General features: G+C 62.8%; 16 protein-coding genes. 5 read left to right on the forward strand and 11 right to left on the reverse strand.

All coding sequences use genetic code 11. From position 1 onward, the window contains the following. Positions 1-153: 153 nt before the first annotated feature. From AC1RL5_RS10285 to bioB, 10 genes are all read right to left on the reverse strand, one after another. Positions 154-1,932 carry an acyl-CoA dehydrogenase C-terminal domain-containing protein gene (locus AC1RL5_RS10285; protein WP_019094528.1) on the reverse strand — a complete coding sequence of 593 codons (1,779 nt, stop codon included), beginning with the start codon at positions 1,930-1,932 and terminating at the stop codon, positions 154-156. A 183-nt stretch (positions 1,933-2,115) separates the two neighbouring features. After that, positions 2,116-3,912, reverse strand: a complete 1,797-nt coding sequence (locus AC1RL5_RS10290; RefSeq protein ID WP_011063860.1) for an acyl-CoA dehydrogenase C-terminal domain-containing protein — start codon at positions 3,910-3,912, stop codon at positions 2,116-2,118. Between the two features lie 91 nt (positions 3,913-4,003). Further along, positions 4,004-5,296, reverse strand: coding sequence for a GGDEF domain-containing protein (locus AC1RL5_RS10295; RefSeq protein ID WP_011063861.1), 1,293 nt, complete (start codon positions 5,294-5,296; stop codon positions 4,004-4,006). A gap of 220 nt (positions 5,297-5,516) precedes the next feature. Next, entirely contained in the window at positions 5,517-7,322 is a 1,806-nt protein-coding gene (locus AC1RL5_RS10300; RefSeq protein WP_015637270.1) for a phenylacyl-CoA dehydrogenase, read from the reverse strand. Positions 7,323-7,618: 296 nt separating this feature from the next. Next, positions 7,619-7,915, reverse strand: coding sequence for a hypothetical protein (locus AC1RL5_RS10305; RefSeq protein ID WP_011063863.1), 297 nt, complete (start codon positions 7,913-7,915; stop codon positions 7,619-7,621). Between the two features lie 107 nt (positions 7,916-8,022). Further along, positions 8,023-8,703: a dethiobiotin synthase gene (gene bioD / locus AC1RL5_RS10310; protein WP_011063864.1), complete on the reverse strand. Its 681-nt coding sequence runs from the start codon at positions 8,701-8,703 to the stop codon at positions 8,023-8,025. Continuing rightward, positions 8,700-9,512: a malonyl-ACP O-methyltransferase BioC gene (bioC, locus tag AC1RL5_RS10315; RefSeq protein ID WP_053154238.1), complete on the reverse strand. Its 813-nt coding sequence runs from the start codon at positions 9,510-9,512 to the stop codon at positions 8,700-8,702. The genes bioD and bioC overlap by 4 nt, the downstream gene beginning before the upstream one ends. Further along, positions 9,505-10,236, reverse strand: coding sequence for an alpha/beta fold hydrolase (locus tag AC1RL5_RS10320; protein WP_072451756.1), 732 nt, complete (start codon positions 10,234-10,236; stop codon positions 9,505-9,507). The genes bioC and AC1RL5_RS10320 overlap by 8 nt, the downstream gene beginning before the upstream one ends. Then, the gene (gene bioF / locus AC1RL5_RS10325; RefSeq protein ID WP_011063867.1) at positions 10,229-11,407 is read right to left on the reverse strand and encodes an 8-amino-7-oxononanoate synthase; all 1,179 of its coding nucleotides are present in this window, start codon (positions 11,405-11,407) and stop codon (positions 10,229-10,231) included. Before bioF ends, AC1RL5_RS10320 begins: the two co-directional genes overlap by 8 nt. Before the next feature lie 123 nt (positions 11,408-11,530). Next, the gene (bioB, locus tag AC1RL5_RS10330; RefSeq protein ID WP_492589373.1) at positions 11,531-12,586 is read right to left on the reverse strand and encodes a biotin synthase BioB; all 1,056 of its coding nucleotides are present in this window, start codon (positions 12,584-12,586) and stop codon (positions 11,531-11,533) included. 90 nt (positions 12,587-12,676) lie between these two features. Between bioB and AC1RL5_RS10335 the strand changes: the two genes are divergently transcribed. The 5 genes from AC1RL5_RS10335 to rarD all read left to right on the forward strand — a co-directional run bounded on the left by AC1RL5_RS10335 (position 12,677) and on the right by rarD (position 18,495). Beyond that, a complete protein-coding gene (locus AC1RL5_RS10335; protein ID WP_492589372.1) occupies positions 12,677-13,417 on the forward strand; it encodes a ComFC family protein in 741 nt (246 codons plus the stop codon). A 64-nt stretch (positions 13,418-13,481) separates the two neighbouring features. Then, entirely contained in the window at positions 13,482-14,246 is a 765-nt protein-coding gene (locus AC1RL5_RS10340) for a TOBE domain-containing protein (protein ID WP_011063870.1), read from the forward strand. An 84-nt stretch (positions 14,247-14,330) separates the two neighbouring features. Then, on the forward strand, positions 14,331-16,235 hold the full coding sequence (locus tag AC1RL5_RS10345) for a PhoX family protein (RefSeq protein WP_072451758.1): 1,905 nt from the start codon (positions 14,331-14,333) through the stop codon (positions 16,233-16,235). A 158-nt stretch (positions 16,236-16,393) separates the two neighbouring features. Next, positions 16,394-17,368, forward strand: coding sequence for a serine/threonine protein kinase (locus AC1RL5_RS10350; protein ID WP_011063872.1), 975 nt, complete (start codon positions 16,394-16,396; stop codon positions 17,366-17,368). 239 nt (positions 17,369-17,607) lie between these two features. Next, on the forward strand, positions 17,608-18,495 hold the full coding sequence (rarD, locus tag AC1RL5_RS10355) for an EamA family transporter RarD (protein ID WP_011063873.1): 888 nt from the start codon (positions 17,608-17,610) through the stop codon (positions 18,493-18,495). Between the two features lie 222 nt (positions 18,496-18,717). Here rarD and AC1RL5_RS10360 read toward each other — a convergent pair whose 3' ends face one another. After that, the gene (locus AC1RL5_RS10360) at positions 18,718-19,236 is read right to left on the reverse strand and encodes a glycine cleavage system transcriptional repressor (protein ID WP_011063874.1); all 519 of its coding nucleotides are present in this window, start codon (positions 19,234-19,236) and stop codon (positions 18,718-18,720) included. Between the last annotated feature and the right edge of the window lie 69 nt (positions 19,237-19,305).

Below are 19,305 nucleotides of genomic sequence, written 5' to 3' on the forward strand. Positions count from 1 at the left end.
CCACCATCCTGGCGGAATCCTACGTGTCCGTGTTGTTGCTTTGCGCTTCCTGCGCGACGTCCATGTGAAGTAGATTAGCTTCAGCCGTCATCTACCGATATGGACGATCAGCAGCACGTTATGTAAGAGATGACTTACAAACGCCCTTGCTGGTTAAAACTGCTCAGCCTGCAACAGGAACAGCGATTCGCTACCGGCCTTGACCGAGGCGCTAAGCGAGTGGATACGCGGCAGCAGGCGGGCGAAGTAGAACCGCGCCGTCCCCAGTTTGCTGGCATAGAAGTCGTCTTCCTGCTCCTTGCCCAACGCAGCCTTGGCCATCAGTGCCCACATGTAGGCGTAGGCGGTGTAGCCAAATACCTGCAGGTATTCCACCGACGCTGCCCCGATTTCGTTGGGGTTGCTGGCGGACCGGTCCAATACCCAGGCGGTCAGCTCATCCAGATTGTCCAGCGCCGCGTTCAGCGGGCGGGTGAACTCCCCCCATTGCTCATCCGCCGTAGCGGTGAAATGGCGGATCTCGTCGGCGAACAGCTTATAGAACGCACCGCCGCTCCCGACGATCTTGCGTCCCACCAGATCCAGAGCCTGGATACCGTTGGTGCCCTCGTAGATCTGGGTAATCCGTACATCGCGTACCAGTTGTTCCTGGCCCCACTCACGGATATAGCCGTGGCCGCCGAAGATCTGCTGGCCATGAACCGTGGTTTCCAGACCCAGGTCGGTCAGGAAAGCCTTGGCCACCGGGGTCAGCAGTGCCACCAGGCTTTCCGCGCGCTTGCGGGTATCCGGATCTTCGCTGAACTTGGCGGTATCCAACTGCATCGCCACATAGGTGGAAAATGCCCGGCCGCCTTCGTTTGCAGCCTTCATGGTCAGCAGCATGCGCCGCACATCCGGGTGCACAATGATCGGGTCGGCTACCTTGTCCTTGGCTTGCGGGCCGGTAGGCGAGCGGCTCTGCAGGCGATCACGGGCATATTCAATAGCGTTCTGGTAGGAACGCTCGCCAGTGGCCAGCCCCTGGATACCTACCCCCAAACGCTCGTAGTTCATCATGGTGAACATGGCCGCCAGGCCCTTGTTCGGTTCACCCACCAGGTAACCGATGGCCTGATCGAAGTTCATCACGCACGTGGCCGAAGCCTGGATGCCCATCTTGTGCTCGATCGAACCACAGGTCACCGGGTTGCGCTCGCCCAGGCTGCCATCGGCATTGACCATGAACTTGGGCACCAGGAACAGGGAAATACCCTTGGGACCAGCCGGCGCATCCGGCAGCTTGGCCAGCACCAGGTGAATGATGTTTTCCGTCAGGTCGTGCTCACCACCGGTAATGAAGATCTTGGTTCCGCTGATGGCATAGGAACCGTCGGCTCGAGGCTCGGCCTTGGTGCGGATAATCCCCAGATCGGTACCGGCATGGGGCTCGGTCAGGCACATGGAGCCTGCCCAGACACCGGCATACATGTTCGGCAGGTAGGTGGCTTTCAGCTCTTCGCTGGCATGGGCGTTGATCGACAGGCAGGCCCCGGCAGTCAGCATCGGGTACAGGCCAAAGGCCAGGCTCGCGGAGTTGACCATTTCCTCGACCTGGGCCGATACCGCCTTGGGCATGCCCATGCCGCCGAACTCGGGATCGCCACCCACGCCGACCCAGCCACCTTCGGCGTAGGTCTGATAGGCCTGTGGGAAACCTTCAGGGGTGGTCACCACGGTGTTGTCCCAGTGGCAACCTTCCTCGTCGGCACCGCGACTCAGCGGAGCGATGCTTCTGGCGGTGACTTTGCCCGCTTCCTCCAGAATCGCCTCGACCGTCTCGACATCCACAGTCTCAGCCAGAGCCGGCAACTGGGCCCAGAGTTTGGCGACCTCGAAAACTTCATTGAGGACGAAGCGCATATCGCGCAAGGGCGCTTTGTAGTCAGCCATGGCAAACCTCGCAAGAACTAAAAAAGCGGGCCGAAACGGACCCATTTAGAAAACCAGAGTGTACCCGAACAACTTTTGCGACACATAGGGTCAACTAGTGACCTTTATGTAATTTTTAGTCACAGATATTCCCAAGCACGAAAAAACCCGCAGCAGCGGGCTTTGTTCGTGCCGCCCTAGCAGTTACAAGGCGAACAACTGCGCGGGAAGCTTCATCAGGCAATCACTGCCGGCCTCGATGGCCGCCCGATGAGCCCCCGTACGGGGCAGCAGGCGCTTGAAATAGAACTCGCAGGTGATCAGCTTGGCGGTGGCGAAGTCCTGGTCGCCCTGCCCGGCGTCCAGTTGCTGCTGTGCGACCAGAGCCATGCGCAACCAGAAATAGGCCAGGACGATGTAGCCGCTGTACATCAGGTAATCCAAGGCCGCAGCCCCCACTTCGTCGGGGTTGTTCATGGCTGCCATGCCGACCTTGGTGGTCAACTCGCCCCACTGACGGTTCAAGGCATCGAGTTGCGCGACATAAGCCTGGAGCTGCGGATGCTCGGCATGCGCGCTGCAGAACTTGTGCACAATCCGGGTAAAGCCCAGCAGCAGCTTGCCCTGGCTACCCAGCACCTTGCGGCCCAGCAGGTCCAGAGCCTGGATGCCATTGGTACCTTCATAGATCGGAGCAATGCGGCAATCACGTACCAACTGCTCCATGCCCCATTCGCGAATAAACCCATGACCGCCGAACACCTGCATGCCGTGGTTGGTCACTTCCAGCCCGGTCTCGGTCATGAAGGCCTTGCAGATCGGGGTGAGGAACGCCAGGAGGTTCTCGGCGTCCTGGCGCTGGGCTTCATCGCGGCTCAGATGCGCCACATCCAGCAACTGGGCCGTGAAGTAGGCCAGGGCCCGGTTGCCTTCGTTGAACGCCTTCATGGTCAGCAGCATGCGCCGCACATCAGGGTGGACAATGATCGGGTCCGCCGCCTTGTCCGGAGACTTGGGGCCGGTCAGCGACCGCATCTGCAAACGATCGTTGGCGTATCTGATCGCCCCCTGGAAGCTGGTTTCACCCAGACACAGGCCCTGCATTCCGGTCCCCAGGCGGGCGTGGTTCATCATGGTGAACATGCAGTTCAGGCCTTTGTTGGCCTGACCAATCAGAAAGCCCCTGGCACCGTCGAAGTTCAGTACACAGGTCGCGGACGCCTTGATCCCCATCTTGTGCTCGATGGAGCCGCAGCTCACGCCATTGCGCTCGCCGGCCTCACCTGCCGCATCCGGCAGGAACTTGGGCACGATGAACAGCGAAATACCCTTGGTTCCGGCCGGCGCGTCCGGCAGCTTGGCCAACACCAGGTGAACGATGTTCTCGCTCATGTCGTGCTCGCCGGCGGAGATGAAGATCTTGCTCCCCGTCACCGCATAGCTGCCGTCTGCCTGGGGCACCGCGCGAGTCTTGATGATGCCAAGATCAGTGCCGCAATGGGCTTCGGTCAGGCACATGGTGCCGGTCCATTGCCCGGCGGTGAGCTTGCCCAGGTACAACTGCTTCTGTTCCGCGCTGCCGTGGGCATGAATAGCCGACATGGCACCGTGGGTCAGGCCCGGGTACATGCCCCAGGAGGTGTTGCTGGAGCCCACCATCTCGCTGATCACCAGCCCCAGCGAGTGGGGCAGTCCCTGGCCGCCATAGGCCGGATCGGCGGCCAACCCGTGCCAGCCGCCTTCAACGTACTGGGCGAAGGCCTGCTTGAAGCCCTTGGGCGTGGTGACCACGCCGTTATCAAAGTGGCAACCTTCCTCGTCACCGGAACGGTTCAATGGGGCCAAGACGTTTTCGCAGAATTTCGCGCCTTCCTCGAGGATGGCACTGACCATGTCCGGGCTGGCGTCAGTGGCCCCCAACGCCGCGTAACTGGCATGAAAGTCGAAGACGTGATCGATCAGAAAGCGCATGTCGCGCAAGGGGGCTTGATACTCGGGCATGGTGGTTTCTCCGGCAGCAGATCAGACCAACCTACTGCCGCCGCCCTCAGCCTGCCAATGACTGTGCAGGCGCTGAATGCGCCATCATCACTCAACCCGCAGCTGTATCCATGCGCACCGCACCGCGGCGGTTCTGCCCGAATGCAATGACACAGTTACGCCCCGCCCCCTTGGCGCTGTAGAGCGCCTGGTCTGCAGCCTTGAGCACTTCCTCCGGAGTCCGGTGCTCTGCCAGCCGCTCGGCGACGCCGATACTGATGGTCACCGAGACACTGGACGCGGCAGCGACACCGCGCCGCTGGCGCCCCTGCTGGTCGTCCTGAGGGCGGTTGTCCTGATTACGCAATTGAATGTTGTAGGTGGCGATGATCTCGCGAATCATCTCCAGATGCGGCATGCATTCGTCCATGGTCTTGCCGGCGAACACCACGGCAAACTCCTCGCCTCCGTAACGGTAGGCCCGGCCGCCCCCGGTGACTTTCGAGAGCTTGCTGGCCACCAGGCGCAACACCTGGTCGCCCACATCGTGTCCGTGGGTGTCATTGAATTTCTTGAAGTGATCGACGTCGGTCATCGCCAGCACATAGTTGCGCCCCAGGCGCTGCATGCGCTCGTTAAGCGCGCGGCGTCCCGGCAGGCCGGTCAGCTCGTCGCGGAACGCCATCTGGTAGGCCTCGTGGGCGACAGCAGCAGCGATCATCAGCATCACCTGGCTGCACATGATGTTCAGGGTGAACGGCAGGATGAAGGTCTTGGGCAGCATCCAGAACAGCCCCAGGAGCCCCACCAGTTGCGCCGCATGCAGCGGACGCGGACTGCGCCAGTACTGGATCGCCAGCAGCAGGAAGGCCGCGAAGAACACTGGATACGACAACTGGATCAAACTCATCCAACTGCCATGCAGGGCCGGCCAGCGGATCTCCGCCAACCAGTTCAGCAGAGCCTGCGGGTAACTCTGCTCGAGCCCCAGAGCCACACTGCCGAAGGCCAGCAGCACGGCAAAACGCGCCACCATGTCCTGGAACAGGTGCGTGCGCTCCTGCCAGGCAGCGAACAGGCCAAACAACAGGGGCAGCAACAGGCAGCAGAGATGGAACACCACCGCCGCGTCTTCCCGGACCCTACCGTTGTCCCGGTAGTAGTCGGTCTGGGTGTCCAGCAGGAAATAGGCGATGTACACGGTGACCATCAAGAACAGCTCGCGCTGGCGCCGATACACCGCGCAATACGCCCCGCCCAGCAACAGCACCAAGGTTGGCAGCACGTTGAACAGCGAGGTGAAGAAGACGTTGAGGTCCTTGACGTAGGCGGCCGCCAGCCCCGCAAGCAGAAGCAGTAAAGACGGTACAAAGTGACTGAAACGTACAGCGAAAGAACGCGGCAAGGGTAAAACTCCGACCCGGCTGATCAATGAATGGCATTGTGCCTTCATTTATTGAAGTTAAGCACACGCGGTGTGATGGACATCACATTGCCATCTCTTTAACGGCAGGAAATCGCTTCTGCTTAGCGATTTAGTCGGGAATTTTCATGAAGATTCTGCGGGCATAAAAAAACCGCTCGCCCCAAGGGGCGAACGGCTTTTCGAACCACTGCGGTCGGGCTTAGTAAGCCAGGCCGAAGTCTTCTTCCTTCATGTCCATCAGGTTGTTGGCACCCGAAAGCATGGTTGCAACGTGAGTTCGGGTACGCGGCAGGATGCGCTGGAAGTAGAAACGCGCGGTCTGCAGCTTGGCGGTGTAGAACGCCTCTTCGGTGGTGCCGGCTGCCAGCTTTTCAGCCGCCAGGCGTGCCATGTCGGCCCAGAAGTAGGCCAGGCAGGCATAACCGGAGTACATCAGGTAGTCCACGGAGGCCGCGCCGACTTCTTCGCGATCTTTCATGGCAGCCATACCGACCTTCATGGTCAGCTCGCCCCATTCTTTGTTCAGTGCAGCCAGAGGTGCGACGAATTCCTTGACGGCTTCGTTGCCTTCGTTGTTCTGGCAGAACTTGTGGACGATCTTGGTAAAGCCTTTCAGAGCCTCGCCCTGAGTCATCAGCACTTTACGGCCCAGCAGGTCGAGCGCCTGGATACCGGTGGTGCCTTCGTACAGCATCGAGATACGGCTGTCGCGAACGTTCTGCTCCATGCCCCACTCGGCGATGAAGCCGTGGCCGCCATAGATCTGCACACCGTGGTTGGCGGATTCAAAACCAACTTCAGTCATGAACGCCTTGGCGATCGGAGTCATGAACGCCAGCAGTGCGTCGGCTTTCTTCTTCTCTTCTTCATCCACACCGTACTTGACGATATCGACCTGCTTGGCAGTGAAGTAGACCATTGCCCGGTTGCCTTCGGCGAAGGCCTTCATGGTCAGCAGCATGCGGCGCACGTCAGGGTGCACGATGATCGGGTCGGCAGCCTTGTCCGGCGCTTTCGGGCCAGTCAGGGAGCGCATTTGCAGGCGATCGCGAGCGTACTTCAGGCCGCCCTGGAAGCCGATTTCGGCATGGGCCAGGCCTTGCAGAGCGGTACCCAGGCGCGCGGTGTTCATGAAGGTGAACATGCAGTTCAGGCCTTTGTTCGCCGGGCCGATGAGGAAACCGGTGGCCGCGTCGAAGTTCATCACGCAGGTGGCGTTACCGTGGATCCCCATCTTGTGCTCCAGGGAACCACAGCTCACGGCGTTGCGCTGACCTACGCTGCCATCAGCGTTAGGCAGGAACTTGGGCACGATGAACAGCGAAATACCCTTGGTACCGGCCGGTGCGTCCGGCAGGCGGGCCAGAACGATGTGGACGATGTTGTCGGCCATATCGTGTTCACCGGCAGAGATGAAGATCTTGGTGCCAGTGACTTTGTAGGAACCATCGGCCTGAGGTTCGGCCTTGGTGCGCAGCATGCCCAGGTCGGTGCCACAGTGCGGCTCGGTCAGGCACATGGTGCCGGTCCATTCGCCGGACACCAGCTTGGTCAGGTAGGCCTCTTGCTGCTCGGCAGTACCGTGCTCGGAAATGGTGTTCATCGCGCCATGGGACAGGCCAGGGTACATGCCCCACGACCAGTTGGCTTCGCCAACCATTTCGCTGACCGCCAGGCCCAGGGATTCAGGCAGGCCCTGACCACCGTGCTCAACGTCGTGAGCCAGGCTTGGCCAGCCGCCTTCGACGAATTGCTTGTAGGCTTCCTTGAAGCCGGTGGGGGTCTTAACGCCGGATTCACTCCAGGTGCAACCTTCCAGGTCGCCCACACGGTTCAGCGGAGCCAGCACCTGCTCACAAAACTTGGCACCTTCCTCGAGAATGGCGTCAACCATGTCCGGAGTGGCGTCCTGGCAAGCCGGGAGGCTCTGATAATGCGCCTCATAGCCGAGCAGCTCGTCACGAACGAAGCGAATATCACGCAAGGGGGCCTTGTAGTCAGGCATAGCGATAAACCTCTGCTGATGTAACCGGGAATGAACAACCGCGTTGAGTTTTTATAGCGGTCAAACAGTTGTTTGAAACATACGTTTACGCCCAAATCTTGTCAAGCGTCGCGCCAATGCCTTTCGTCATCGAAACAAAATGCATACGCAGGCGAACACCCACGGCACTGCCATGAAGTGTAGGAGCCGACGCACCGGCAATCAGTCAGGGAAAGGAATCAGCGAGAGCCGCTATCAACAGAAAAGGCATGAAAAAGCCCGGTCTCTCTGGGAGGCCGGGCTTTTGCAGAGGGTAATCAGGCGTAGGTATCGATCAGGGTGCCGAGGACTTCATCCGAGGCCTTGGCGACATTGACGCCCAGTTCTGCCTGGATCTTGCCCATGGACATCTCCACCATGCTGCTGGCCAGATCCGATTCCTGGCTGCGATCCACAGCGCGCAGGCGGTCAACCTGAACATCCGACGACTGGCTGCCGGCAGAGCGTTCAACTGCAGTGCTGGCAATCTGGCCGGCGGCTTGATCGACGCGATTCTGCCCGGTCTGGATAGCGTTCAGCCCGGCGTAGAAAGCGGTGTTCCCGGAGATTTGCATGGGAGAACTCGACCTTGAGAATGAGTGACAGGTGTCATTGAAGCAGACCCGTCAAGAAAACACCCGTCAAAAACACTAATGGCAATATGCCTTGCAATAGGCAAAATCTAGTCCAGCAGATCCAGTTGCAAATGCTCGGCCACCGCCTCGGCGCTGGCCGGCTTGAGTTTCGGCACCCTGCCCAGGCACGGGGCCGGCAAGCGCTCGGCCAGGGTTGCGAGGTTTTCCTCCAGACGAGAGGTCTTTGGATCGATGATATTGGCCACCCACCCCGCCAGTTGCAGGCCGTCCTGAGCGATGGCTTCGGCCGTCAGCAACGCATGATTGATGCAACCCAGACGCACGCCCACCACCAGGATCACCGGCAGCCCCAGCGCCATGGCCAGATCCGACAAATTGTCCTGGTCTGCCAGGGGTACCCGCCAACCACCCGCGCCTTCGATCAGCGTGAAGTCCGCGCCCTTGGCCAGCAGATGGCGCATGGGCGTCAACAGCGACTGCACGGTCAGCGCCACCCCGGCCTCTCGCGCTGCCAGATGAGGGGCGATGGCCGGTTCGAAGGCAACCGGATTCACTTCTGCATAGGCCAACGGCAACGAAGACTGCGCCTGCAATGCCAGGGCATCGGCGTTGCGCAGGCCCTTGGCCGTCAGCTCGCAACCCGAAGCCACCGGCTTGCCCGCAGCAGTACTCAGGCCGGCCAGACGCGCCGCATGCAGCAAGCCGGCCGCAATGGTGGTTTTCCCCACATCGGTATCGGTACCCGTAATGAAGTAGGCAGGGCTCATAGCGGTTTCTCCAGCACGGCATAGACCACTTGATAAGTCGCCGGCAGGCCCTTGGCCTGTCGGAAACCCTCGTAGGCATCGATCAACCCGGCGATCCGCGCCCGTCCAGTCAAGCCGCCCGGGCGTCCGGGGTTGAGGTTGTGCGCGCCCAGGGCTTTCAACTCATGGGTCAGGCTGCGCACATCCGGGTAATACAGGACATGGGGCGCCTTTTCCAGACTGCGCACTTGCAAGCCACTGGCTTCACACAGCTGTCGATAACGTTCGAACTCACGGAAGCGATTGACGTGAACCTGGCCATCGACCTGTGCCCAACTATCGCGCAGTTCCTGCAAAGTACCCACGCACAGGCTGGCAAAAGCCAGCACGCCGCCCGGCTTGAGCACCCGCATCGCTTCACTGAGCACGGCAGAGAAATCGTCGCACCACTGCACCGCCAGGCTGGAGAAGATCAATTGGCAACTGTCGCCTTGCAACGGCAGGCGTTCAGCGTCCCCGGCGATGAAATGGTCCGCGCCACCCAAAGGCCGGGCGTGATTGAGCATGCCCTCGGCAATATCCAGGGCCAGCCCCTGGGCAGCACTGAAACGCTGCCCCAGCACCCGGCTGAAATGCCCGGTGCCGCAGCCCAGGTCCAGCCAGCACCGTGGCTCAAGGCCCGGGGGCAGACGGCTGAGCAATTGTTGCCCGACCGCACGCTGCAGCTCCGCGACACTGTCGTAGCTGGCCGCCGCGCGGGAGAACGAAGCCGCGACCTGGCGCTTGTCAGGCAGGCGACCGGGAAAGGCAGTCAGAGAAAGATCAGTCATCACCGGACTCATGCAAGAAAGCCTGGATCGCTCCCGCCACTCCATGGGGGTCCTCCAGGAGAAATCCGTGGCTGGCGTGTTCAATCAGGCCAACTTCAATATCCGGCAGCAAGGCCAGCAATTCACCGCCCGCCTCGGCAGGCACCAGAGCATCGAGCCCGGCAAACAAGTGCAACTGCGGCCCGCGAAAGCCTTGCAAGGCTTCGCGGGTATCCAACTGCGCCAGCAACTCCAGCCCGGCCATCAGCACCGCCGGCGCCGTGGTCGGCGCGCCGCTCAGGAGCAACCGCGACAGGCCCCGCGTGTCCGCGGCGCCCTGGGCGCAGAGCAAGGCAAAACGCTTGAGGGTGGTTCGCGGATCGGCCGCGCAGCCGGCCAGGAAGCCGTCGAAGGTTTCCCCGGCCATGGCACTGGCCCATTGTTCATGGGCGACAAAACTGGGATTGCTGGCCAGGGTCAGCAGGCCGCAGCAGCGCTCACCACGGCGCGCCGCCAGTTCCGAAGCCAGCATGCCGCCGAGGGACCAGCCACCCAGCCAGGCATTGTCCGGCACGGCGTCATCGAGTTCGTCCAGCCAGTCCTGCGGGTCGCTGGAGGTCAACTCCGGCAAGGGCTCGATCTCCACCCGCAAGTGTTCATCCAGCCCCTGCAAGGCCGCCGCCAGAGGTTCCAGCGGCGACACGCCCAAGCCCCAGCCCGGCAACAGAATCAGTCGATCACGCATGGCTCGGCTCCGCTTGCAGTTCTCTGAAACAGTCTGCCAACGCGCTTAACAATAGCTGCACCTGGGCCTCGCTGTGGGCCGCGGACAAGGTCACCCGCAGCCGCGCGCTGCCGGCCGGCACGGTAGGCGGGCGAATGGCGCTGACCATGATTCCCCGTTCACGCAGCATCTGCGACAGGCGCACAGCCCGAGCACTGTCGCCCACCAGGATCGGCTGGATCGGGGTGAAACTGTCCATCAGCTGCAGGCCGATCTGCTCGGCGCCCTGGCGGAATTGACGGATCAAGGCCGCCAGGTGCTCGCGCCGCCAATGCTCGCTGCGCAGCAGCTCCAGGCTTTTCAGGGTGGCGCAGGCCAGGGCTGGCGGCTGGCTGGTGGTGTAGATATAAGGCCGGGCAAACTGGATCAGGCTTTCGATCAGATCCTCGCTGCCGGCGACAAAGGCCCCGGCGGTGCCGAAAGCCTTGCCCAGGGTGCCCACCAGTACCGGCACCTCATCCAGCCCCAGGCCGAAATGCTCCACCAGCCCGCCGCCATTGGCCCCCAGCGGCCCGAAACCATGGGCATCGTCCACCATCAGCCAGGCGCCACGGGCCTTGGTTGCCCGAGCCAGGGCCGGCAGGTCGGCGACATCGCCGTCCATGCTGAACACCCCATCGGTGACCACCAGGGTATTGCCGGTGGCCTTTTCCAGACGCTTGGCCAGGCTGTGCGCATCGTTGTGCAGATAGCGGTTGAAGCGCGCACCGGAAAGCAGCCCCGCATCGAGCAGCGACGCGTGGTTGAGACGATCCTCCAGCACCGTATCGCCCTGCCCCACCAGCGCCGTCACCGCCCCCAGGTTGGCCATGTAGCCGGTGGTAAACAACAGCGCCCGAGGGCGGCCAGTGAGTTCGGCCAGCGCCTCTTCCAGGGCGTGATGGGGCGTGCTGTGGCCGATCACCAGATGGGAAGCACCACCGCCCACGCCCCAGCGGCTGGCACCGGAACGCCAGGCTTCGATCACTTGCGGATGGTTGGCCAGGCCCAGGTAGTCGTTGTTACAAAAGGCCAGCAATGGCTGACCGTCGACCACCACTTGCGGCCCCTGGGGGCTCTGCAGCAGCGGGCGCTGGCGATAGAGGTGTTCGGCACGGCGGGCAGCAAGGCGCGCGGCGAGATCAAAAGACATGCAGGCCTCGATGTTGGCTTACGGGCAGTTCATCGCCAGGAGCTGGCTTGCCGGCGAAGCAGGCGACGCGAAATCCATGAGGCTCGCGAGATTCGCCGGCAAACCGGCTCCTACGGCAGAAGGTCAGACGGCGGCGTTGTAGAACTGCTCGCTGCTTTTCTGCTCCACCAGGGCCTGTTCGATGGCGGCCTGGTGCACCTCGTCGGCGTGTTCTTCGCGGGCTTCGGGCTGAATGCCCAGGCGCGCGAACAACTGCATGTCCTTGTCGGCCTGCGGGTTGGCGGTGGTCAGCAACTTGTCGCCATAGAAAATCGAGTTGGCGCCGGCGAAGAACGCCAGGGCCTGCATCTGCTCGTTCATCGCCTCACGGCCGGCCGATAGCCGCACATGGGATTGCGGCATGAGAATCCGCGCCACCGCGAGCATGCGGATAAAGTCGAAGGGGTCTACCTCTTCGGCATTTTCCAGCGGCGTACCCGCCACCTTCACCAGCATGTTGATCGGCACCGACTCCGGATGCTCCGGCAGATTGGCCAGCTGGATCAGCAGGCCGGCGCGGTCATCCAGGGATTCGCCCATGCCGAGAATGCCGCCGGAACAGATCTTCATGCCCGCGTCACGCACATAGGCCAGGGTCTGCAGGCGCTCGCTGTAGGTGCGGGTGGTGATGATGTTGCCGTAGAACTCCGGCGAGGTATCGAGGTTGTGGTTGTAGTAGTCCAGGCCGGCCTTGGCCAGCGCCTCGGTCTGGTCCTGATCGAGACGGCCCAGGGTCATGCAGGTTTCCAGGCCCAAGGCCTTCACGCCTTTGACCATCTCCAGCACATAGGGCATGTCCTTGGCCGAAGGGTGCTTCCAGGCCGCGCCCATGCAGAAACGGGTAGAACCGATGGCCTTGGCCCGGGCGGCCTCTTCCAGGACCTTCTGCACCTCAAGGAGCTTTTCCTTTTCCAGGCCGGTGTTGTAGTGACCGGACTGCGGACAATATTTGCAATCTTCCGGGCAAGCGCCGGTCTTGATCGACAGCAGCGTGGAAACCTGGACCCGATTGGCGTCGAAATGCGCGCGGTGCACCGTCTGCGCCTGGAACAGCAAGTCATTGAAGGGCTGGACGAACAGGGCTTTGACTTCAGCCAAAGTCCAGTCATGACGCAGGGTGGCGGTGGTGCTGGCGCTCATGGGCGATTCCTTGATTATGCTTGGCAAGCGGCGCAGGACAGGAAAGCCCACAGCCGCGACACGGATGTTCGGCATATTTAAGGAAGAGCCATGCACTGTCAACCCAGATACAAAGGACCGGTTTACATCTGGTTAAAAAACAATCAGGCATGTTTATTGTGTGACGAACCCAGCGATTCGGCCCTGGCCCTGTGTGCTCCCTGCCTGGACGAGTTGCCCTGGCTCGGCGCCCAGTGTTCAGTCTGCGCCCTGCCCCTGCCTGGGCCCGGCCTCACCTGTGGCCAGTGCCTGCAAGAGCCGCCGGCGTTTCAGCGGGTGATCGCACCCTGGCGCTACGATTTCCCGGTGGACAGCCTGATCAGCCGTTTCAAGCACCATGAAAAATGGCCTTTTGGCCGGCTGATGGCCGAACTTCTCGGCCAGTTCCTCCACTATCGCTTCGATGAAGGCCTGCCACGGCCTGATTGCCTGCTGCCGGTGCCACTGTCCCGCAGGCGGCTGCGCCAGCGCGGCTTCAATCAGGCAGGCATGCTAGCCCAGTGGCTGGGCGCTTCGTTGCAATTGGTGGTGCAACCCAAGCTCCTCCTGCGCACCCAAGACACCCCCGCCCAGCAGGGCCTGGATGCCCGGGCGCGCCAGCGCAACCTGCGCCAGGCCTTCGCCCTTGCAGATCAGGCCCAGGTTGCAGGACGACACCTGGCCCTGGTGGACGATGTCCTGACCACCGGCGCCACCGCCCAGGCCCTGGCCCGTTTGCTGATCGACGCCGGTGCCCGTCGGGTGGATATCTACTGCCTGGCCAGGACCCCAAGCCCCGGCACCGGCGACTGACTTGACTCTCGCCGCCCAAGCCGCAAACTCCCAGTCCCACCCCAGTGTTCAAAGCGCCCCCGCCATGTCCTTGCCCACTCTGTTGACCCAGCACATCGTCCGCCGCCCGCAACGCATTGCCTTGCTGCAACACATCGCCGAACAAGGCTCCATCACCCGCGCGGCAAAAAGCGCCGGCCTGAGCTACAAGGCAGCCTGGGATGCCATCGACGAACTGAACAACCTGGCCCAGAGCCCGCTGGTGGAGCGCAGCGTCGGCGGCAAGGGCGGCGGCGGCGCCAAGCTGTCCGCCGAGGGCGAGCGGGTGCTGCGTCTTTACCAGCGCCTGCAAGCTCTGCAGGCCCAGGTACTGGAAGCGGCGGAAGACACCAGCGACCTCGACTTGCTCAGCCGCCTGATGCTGCGCACCAGCGCGCGCAATCAGTTGCATGGCAAGGTCCGGGCTGTCGAAAGCCAGGGCTGCAACGACCTGATCGTCCTGGAACTGCCCGAGGGCCTGCAACTCCAGGCGCAGATCACCCACGACAGCACCCTGCGCCTGGAACTGCTGCCGGGGACCGAAGTGGTGGCACTGATCAAGGCTGGCTGGCTGGACGTACAAGCCGCGGGCGCCCAAGTAACAACTGGACACAATTGCCTGAGGGGCACGATCGAGCAGATTCTCGACGCCGAGGACGGCCCCTGCGAGGTGCGAATTGCCCTGCCCAATGGTCAGACGTTGTGCGCCCTGGCCGAGCCGTTGCTGCTCAAGACCCTGGAGTTGAAGGAATCCTCGACCGTCCAGGTGCAGTTCTCACCGTCCCACGTGCTGATCGGAACCCCGCTCTGACCAAGGCTCCACCGCCATTTCACTGCAACATATTCGTCATGGGGGCTCATTAAGGTGGCTGCAAAAACCTGCAGGGAGCCTGATATGAGCCTGTTACTAGAAGAAGACCAACCCACCGACCTGGAACAGATGGTCGGCCTCAGCCGCCGCGGTTTCATCGGTGCCGGCGCCCTGTGCGGTGCAGCGCTGTTCCTGGGCGGCAACCTGTTGAGCCGCAGCGCCCTGGCCGCCAGCGTCAGCGCCGGCACCAGCCAGTTGCTGGGCTTTGCCGGCATCCCTGCCGCTACCAGCGACAGCATCACCTTGCCACCTGGCTACAAGTCCTCGGTACTGATCAGTTGGGGCCAGCCCCTGGCCAAGAACGGCCCGGCCTTCGACCCCAGCGGCAATGGCACCGCCCGGGCCCAGGAAGTGCAGTTTGGCGACAACAACGACGGCATGAGCCTGTTCGCCTTCCCGGACGACCGCCACCGCGCGCTGATGGCCATCAATAACGAATACACCAACTACCGCTACCTTTATCCCCATGGCGGCTTGCCGCAATCCGCCGAAGACGTGCGCAAGGCCCAGGCCAGCGAAGGCGTGTCGGTGATTGAAGTGCAGCGCAAGAATGGCCAGTGGCAGTTCGTCCAGGGCTCACGCTACAACCGACGGATCCACGGCAACACGCCGATCCGCCTGAGTGGCCCCGCCGCCGGTCACGATCTGCTCAAGACCAGCGCCGACCCCAAGGGCAAGAAAGTCCTCGGCACCTTCCAGAACTGCGCCAACGGCAAGACCCCATGGGGCACTTACCTGACCTGCGAAGAGAACTTCACCGACTGCTTCGGCAGCAGCAACGCCGAGCAGAAATTCGACGCCGCGCAGAAGCGCTACGGCGCCGTGGTGGCCAGCAAGGAGATCAACTGGCACCTGCACGATCCGCGGTTCGACCTGGCGAAGAACCCCAACGAACTCAACCGTCACGGCTGGGTGGTGGAGATCGATCCGTTCGACCCGCAATCGACCCCGGTCAAGCGCACCGCCCTGGGTCGCTTCAAGCACGAGAACGCCGCCCTGGCCGAAACCCGCGACGGCCGCGCCGTGGTCTACATGGGCGACGACGAGCGTGGCGAATTCATCTACAAGTTCATCAGCCGCGACAAGATCAACCACCGCAACCCCAAGGCCAACCGCGACCTGCTGGACCACGGCACCCTGTACGTGGCGCGCTTCGATGCCGGCGACGGCAACCCGGACCACCCCAAGGGCCAGGGCCAGTGGATCGAGCTGACCCACGGCAAGAACGGCATCGACGCCAGCAGCGGCTTCGCCGACCAGGCCCAGGTGCTGATCCAGGCTCGCCTGGCCGCCAGCGTGGTCCAGGCCACGCGCATGGACCGCCCGGAATGGATAGTGGTCAGCCCCAAGGACGGCCAGGTCTATTGCACCCTGACCAACAACTCCAAGCGTGGCGAGGACGGCCAGCCGGTAGGCGGCCCCAACCCGCGGGAGAAGAACGTCTACGGGCAGATCCTGCGCTGGCGCACCGGCGGCGACGATCATGGTGCCATGAGTTTTTCCTGGGACCTGTTCGTAGTGGCCGGCAACCCGGGGGTGCACGCCGGCCAACCCAAGGGTGGGTCGTCCAACATCACCCCGCAGAACATGTTCAACAGCCCCGACGGGCTGGGCTTCGACAAGGCCGGGCGCCTGTGGATCCTCACCGACGGCGACTACAGCAACAGCGGCGACTTCGCCGGCATGGGCAACAACCAGATGCTCTGCGCCGATCCGGACAGCGGTGAGATCCGCCGTTTCATGGTCGGGCCGGTGGGTTGCGAAGTCACCGGCATCGCCTTCGCCCCGGACCAGAAGACCCTGTTCGTGGGTATCCAGCACCCTGGGGAAAACGGCGGTTCGACATTCCCCGAACACCTGCTCAACGGCAAGCCACGCTCCTCGGTCATGGCTATCACCCGGGAAGACGGCGGCGTCATCGGCGCCTGACCCCGCCTCGCGCCCGGCCGGCTTCTGCACCCGTAGGAACCGGCTGGGCGGCGACCCCGACGCACGGCCGAACCACCGGCAAACCCTCCCCCGCTGGCTCCCCGTCTGCGTTACCATGCTTGGCCGGACGCGGCAGCCTGCTGCGCGCAGGAGTAAGCATGTCGCACCCGTTTGAAACACTGACCCCCGATCTGGTCCTGGACGCCGTTGAAAGCATCGGCTTTCTCAGCGACGCCCGCGTGCTGGCGCTCAACAGCTACGAAAATCGCGTCTATCAAGTCGGCATCGACGAAAGCGAGCCACTGATCGCCAAGTTCTACCGGCCCCAGCGCTGGACCAACGAAGCGATCCTGGAAGAACACCGCTTCACCTTCGAACTCGCCGAATGCGACGTGCCGGTGGTGGCGCCGATCATTCACGACGGCGCCAGCCTGTTCGAACACGCGGGCTTTCGTTTCGCCCTGTTTCCCCGCCGCGGCGGCCGCGCACCGGAGCCAGGCAACCTGGACCAGCTCTACCGACTCGGCCAGTTGCTGGGCCGCCTGCACGCGGTGGGTGCCACCCGCCCGTTCGAACACCGCGAAGCCCTGGGGGTGAAGAACTTCGGTCACGATTCCCTGGCAACCCTGCTGCAGGGCAACTTCATCCCCAAGAGCCTGCTGCCAGCCTACGAGTCGGTGGCCCGGGACCTGCTCAAGCGGGTGGAAGAGGTCTACCAGGCCACGCCACACCAGAACATCCGGATGCACGGCGACTGCCACCCCGGCAACATGATGTGCCGCGACGAGATGTTCCATATTGTCGACCTGGATGACTGCCGCATGGGCCCGGCGGTGCAGGACCTGTGGATGATGCTCGCCGGCGACCGCCAGGAATGCCTGGGCCAGTTGTCCGAGTTGATGGATGGCTACAGCGAGTTCCATGATTTCGACCCGCGGGAGCTGGCCCTGATCGAACCACTGCGAGCCTTGCGCCTGATGCACTACAGCGCCTGGCTGGCACGACGCTGGGACGACCCGGCGTTCCCCCACAGTTTCCCCTGGTTCGGCAGCGAGCGTTATTGGGGCGATCAGGTGCTGGCCTTGCGCGAACAGCTGGCGGCCCTCAACGAAGAACCCCTCAAGCTGTTCTGACCCGGCCTGCAGTAGCCGGCTTGCCAGCGAAAGGGGCCCGAGAAACCGCCTTCGCCGACAAGCCGGCGTCCACACCAGGGCGCCAGCCGTAGGAGCTGGCTTGCCAGCGAAAGGGCCCGAGAGATTGCCCTCGTCGGCAAGCCGGCGTCCACAGTGGGCGGCGGGGTAAAAGTCAGGACAGGTCTAGACAATTGTCCTTACAATTGCGGCTTTGTTAGCTGCCTAAGCAAGGATTCTGCATGCAAGCCGCCAACCCGCGCCGCGGGTACATCCTGGGTCTGACCGCCTACATCATCTGGGGTCTGTTCCCGCTCTATTTCAAAGCTATCGCCAGCGTTCCCGCGGTCGAGATCATCATCCACCGGGTGCTCTGGTCGGCGCTGTTCGGCGCCCTGCTGCTGATGGTGTGGAAGCACCCCGGCTGGTGGCGCGAACTGCGAGACAACCCCAGGCGCCTGGCGATCCTGGCCCTGAGCGGCACCCTGATCGCCGCCAACTGGCTGACCTACGTCTGGTCGGTAAACAACGGGCGCATGCTCGAAGCCAGCCTGGGCTACTACATCAACCCACTGGTCAACGTGCTGCTGGGCATGCTGATTCTTGGCGAACGCCTGCGGCGCATGCAGTGGCTGGCGGTGATCCTGGCGGCGGTGGGCGTGGCCCAGCAAGTGTGGCAGGTAGGCAGCCTGCCCTGGGTCTCGCTGATGCTGGCGCTGAGCTTCGGCTTCTACGGGCTGATCCGCAAGCAGGCGCCGGTCAAGGCCCTGCCCGGCCTGGTGGTGGAAACCTGGATGCTGGTGCCCATCGCTCTGGGTTGGCTGCTGCTGCACCCCGATGCCAGCAGTGCCCATGCCGAGTTCTGGAGCAGTTCCCAGGCCTGGTGGCTGGTGGCTGCCGGCCCGGTGACCCTGGTACCTCTGGTGTGCTTCAACGCTGCCGCGCGGGACCTGCCCTACACCACCCTGGGTTTCCTCCAGTACCTGGCTCCCACCTTGGTGCTGCTGCAGGCCGTGCTGCTGTTCGACGAGCACCTGTCCTCCAGCACCCTGCTGGCCTTCATGTTTATCTGGGCCGGCCTGGCGGTATACAGCGTGGATGCCTGGCTCAGCCTGCGCGGGCGTCGCTGATCAATAAACGTACAAAGCCCTGCAGGCCACGTTCTTCGTGGCTTGCAGCAGTTCTTCCCAAGGTTATCCACAGCCTGATCCCCGCCCTTTGTGCACAAGCCCTTGAAACTGCTGGTTTTTTGATCAACTGGCGCAACGCCGCGCTGGCTCTGGGCCAGGGCCTGGTCTCTACAGGTTATCCACAGGCACATGCACGGTTTACTGGGATAACCCTCACAAGGCTCAGGGCTCGCTGCGCAGGACCAATTCCACCATCAAGTCGTCCGCCAGGGTTTCCAGGCGCGCCTGCAGCACTTCCAGGGACAGGGTCAGGGGCACCGCAAGGATCGCCTCGGCGTGGAACAGCGGCTCGCTGCTCATGGGCGCTGGGCGCACCTCGGTCACCAAGCGCTCCAGGTTCACCCCCTGCTCGGCCAGCAGCCGGGTGATGTCGCGCACGATTCCCGGGCGGTCGTTGCCCACCAGTTCCATGGCGATGGGTTTCCAGGTGCAGGACTGCTCCACGCCGCTTTCGGCGATCAGCACGCGAATGCCCTGGGCCGACAAGCCTTGCAGGGCATCCACCAGTTCATCGTAGGCTTCGGCCGGCACTGCCACCCGCAGGATCCCGGCGAACTGCCCGGCCATGCGTGACAGGCGGCTTTCCAGCCAGTTGCCGCCATGCTCGGCGATGCACTGGGCAATGCGCTCGACCTGGCCGGCCTTGTCCGGGGCGAATACCGTGAGAACGAGATGGTCCATGGCGCAGCCCTCTTTGAGCAATGAAAGATCCAGTATAGGCAGCCTCATTCCCCGCGCCTTCCAGCCCAT

Source organism: Pseudomonas sp. GW822-FHT06D10 (assembly GCF_058799535.1).

Coding starts and splice junctions, on each gene's coding strand:
- AC1RL5_RS10285 (WP_019094528.1), bottom strand. CDS start 1,932: ATGGCTGACTACAAAGCGCCCTTGCGCGATATGCGCTTCGTCCTCAAT.
- AC1RL5_RS10290 (WP_011063860.1), bottom strand. CDS start 3,912: ATGCCCGAGTATCAAGCCCCCTTGCGCGACATGCGCTTTCTGATCGAT.
- AC1RL5_RS10300 (WP_015637270.1), bottom strand. CDS start 7,322: ATGCCTGACTACAAGGCCCCCTTGCGTGATATTCGCTTCGTTCGTGAC.
- AC1RL5_RS10305 (WP_011063863.1), bottom strand. CDS start 7,915: ATGCAAATCTCCGGGAACACCGCTTTCTACGCCGGGCTGAACGCTATC.
- bioD (WP_011063864.1), bottom strand. CDS start 8,703: ATGAGCCCTGCCTACTTCATTACGGGTACCGATACCGATGTGGGGAAA.
- bioC (WP_053154238.1), bottom strand. CDS start 9,512: ATGACTGATCTTTCTCTGACTGCCTTTCCCGGTCGCCTGCCTGACAAG.
- AC1RL5_RS10320 (WP_072451756.1), bottom strand. CDS start 10,236: ATGCGTGATCGACTGATTCTGTTGCCGGGCTGGGGCTTGGGCGTGTCG.
- bioF (WP_011063867.1), bottom strand. CDS start 11,407: ATGTCTTTTGATCTCGCCGCGCGCCTTGCTGCCCGCCGTGCCGAACAC.
- bioB (WP_492589373.1), bottom strand. CDS start 12,586: ATGAGCGCCAGCACCACCGCCACCCTGCGTCATGACTGGACTTTGGCT.
- AC1RL5_RS10335 (WP_492589372.1), top strand. CDS start 12,677: ATGCACTGTCAACCCAGATACAAAGGACCGGTTTACATCTGGTTAAAA.
- AC1RL5_RS10340 (WP_011063870.1), top strand. CDS start 13,482: ATGTCCTTGCCCACTCTGTTGACCCAGCACATCGTCCGCCGCCCGCAA.
- AC1RL5_RS10345 (WP_072451758.1), top strand. CDS start 14,331: ATGAGCCTGTTACTAGAAGAAGACCAACCCACCGACCTGGAACAGATG.
- AC1RL5_RS10350 (WP_011063872.1), top strand. CDS start 16,394: ATGTCGCACCCGTTTGAAACACTGACCCCCGATCTGGTCCTGGACGCC.
- rarD (WP_011063873.1), top strand. CDS start 17,608: ATGCAAGCCGCCAACCCGCGCCGCGGGTACATCCTGGGTCTGACCGCC.
- AC1RL5_RS10360 (WP_011063874.1), bottom strand. CDS start 19,236: ATGGACCATCTCGTTCTCACGGTATTCGCCCCGGACAAGGCCGGCCAG.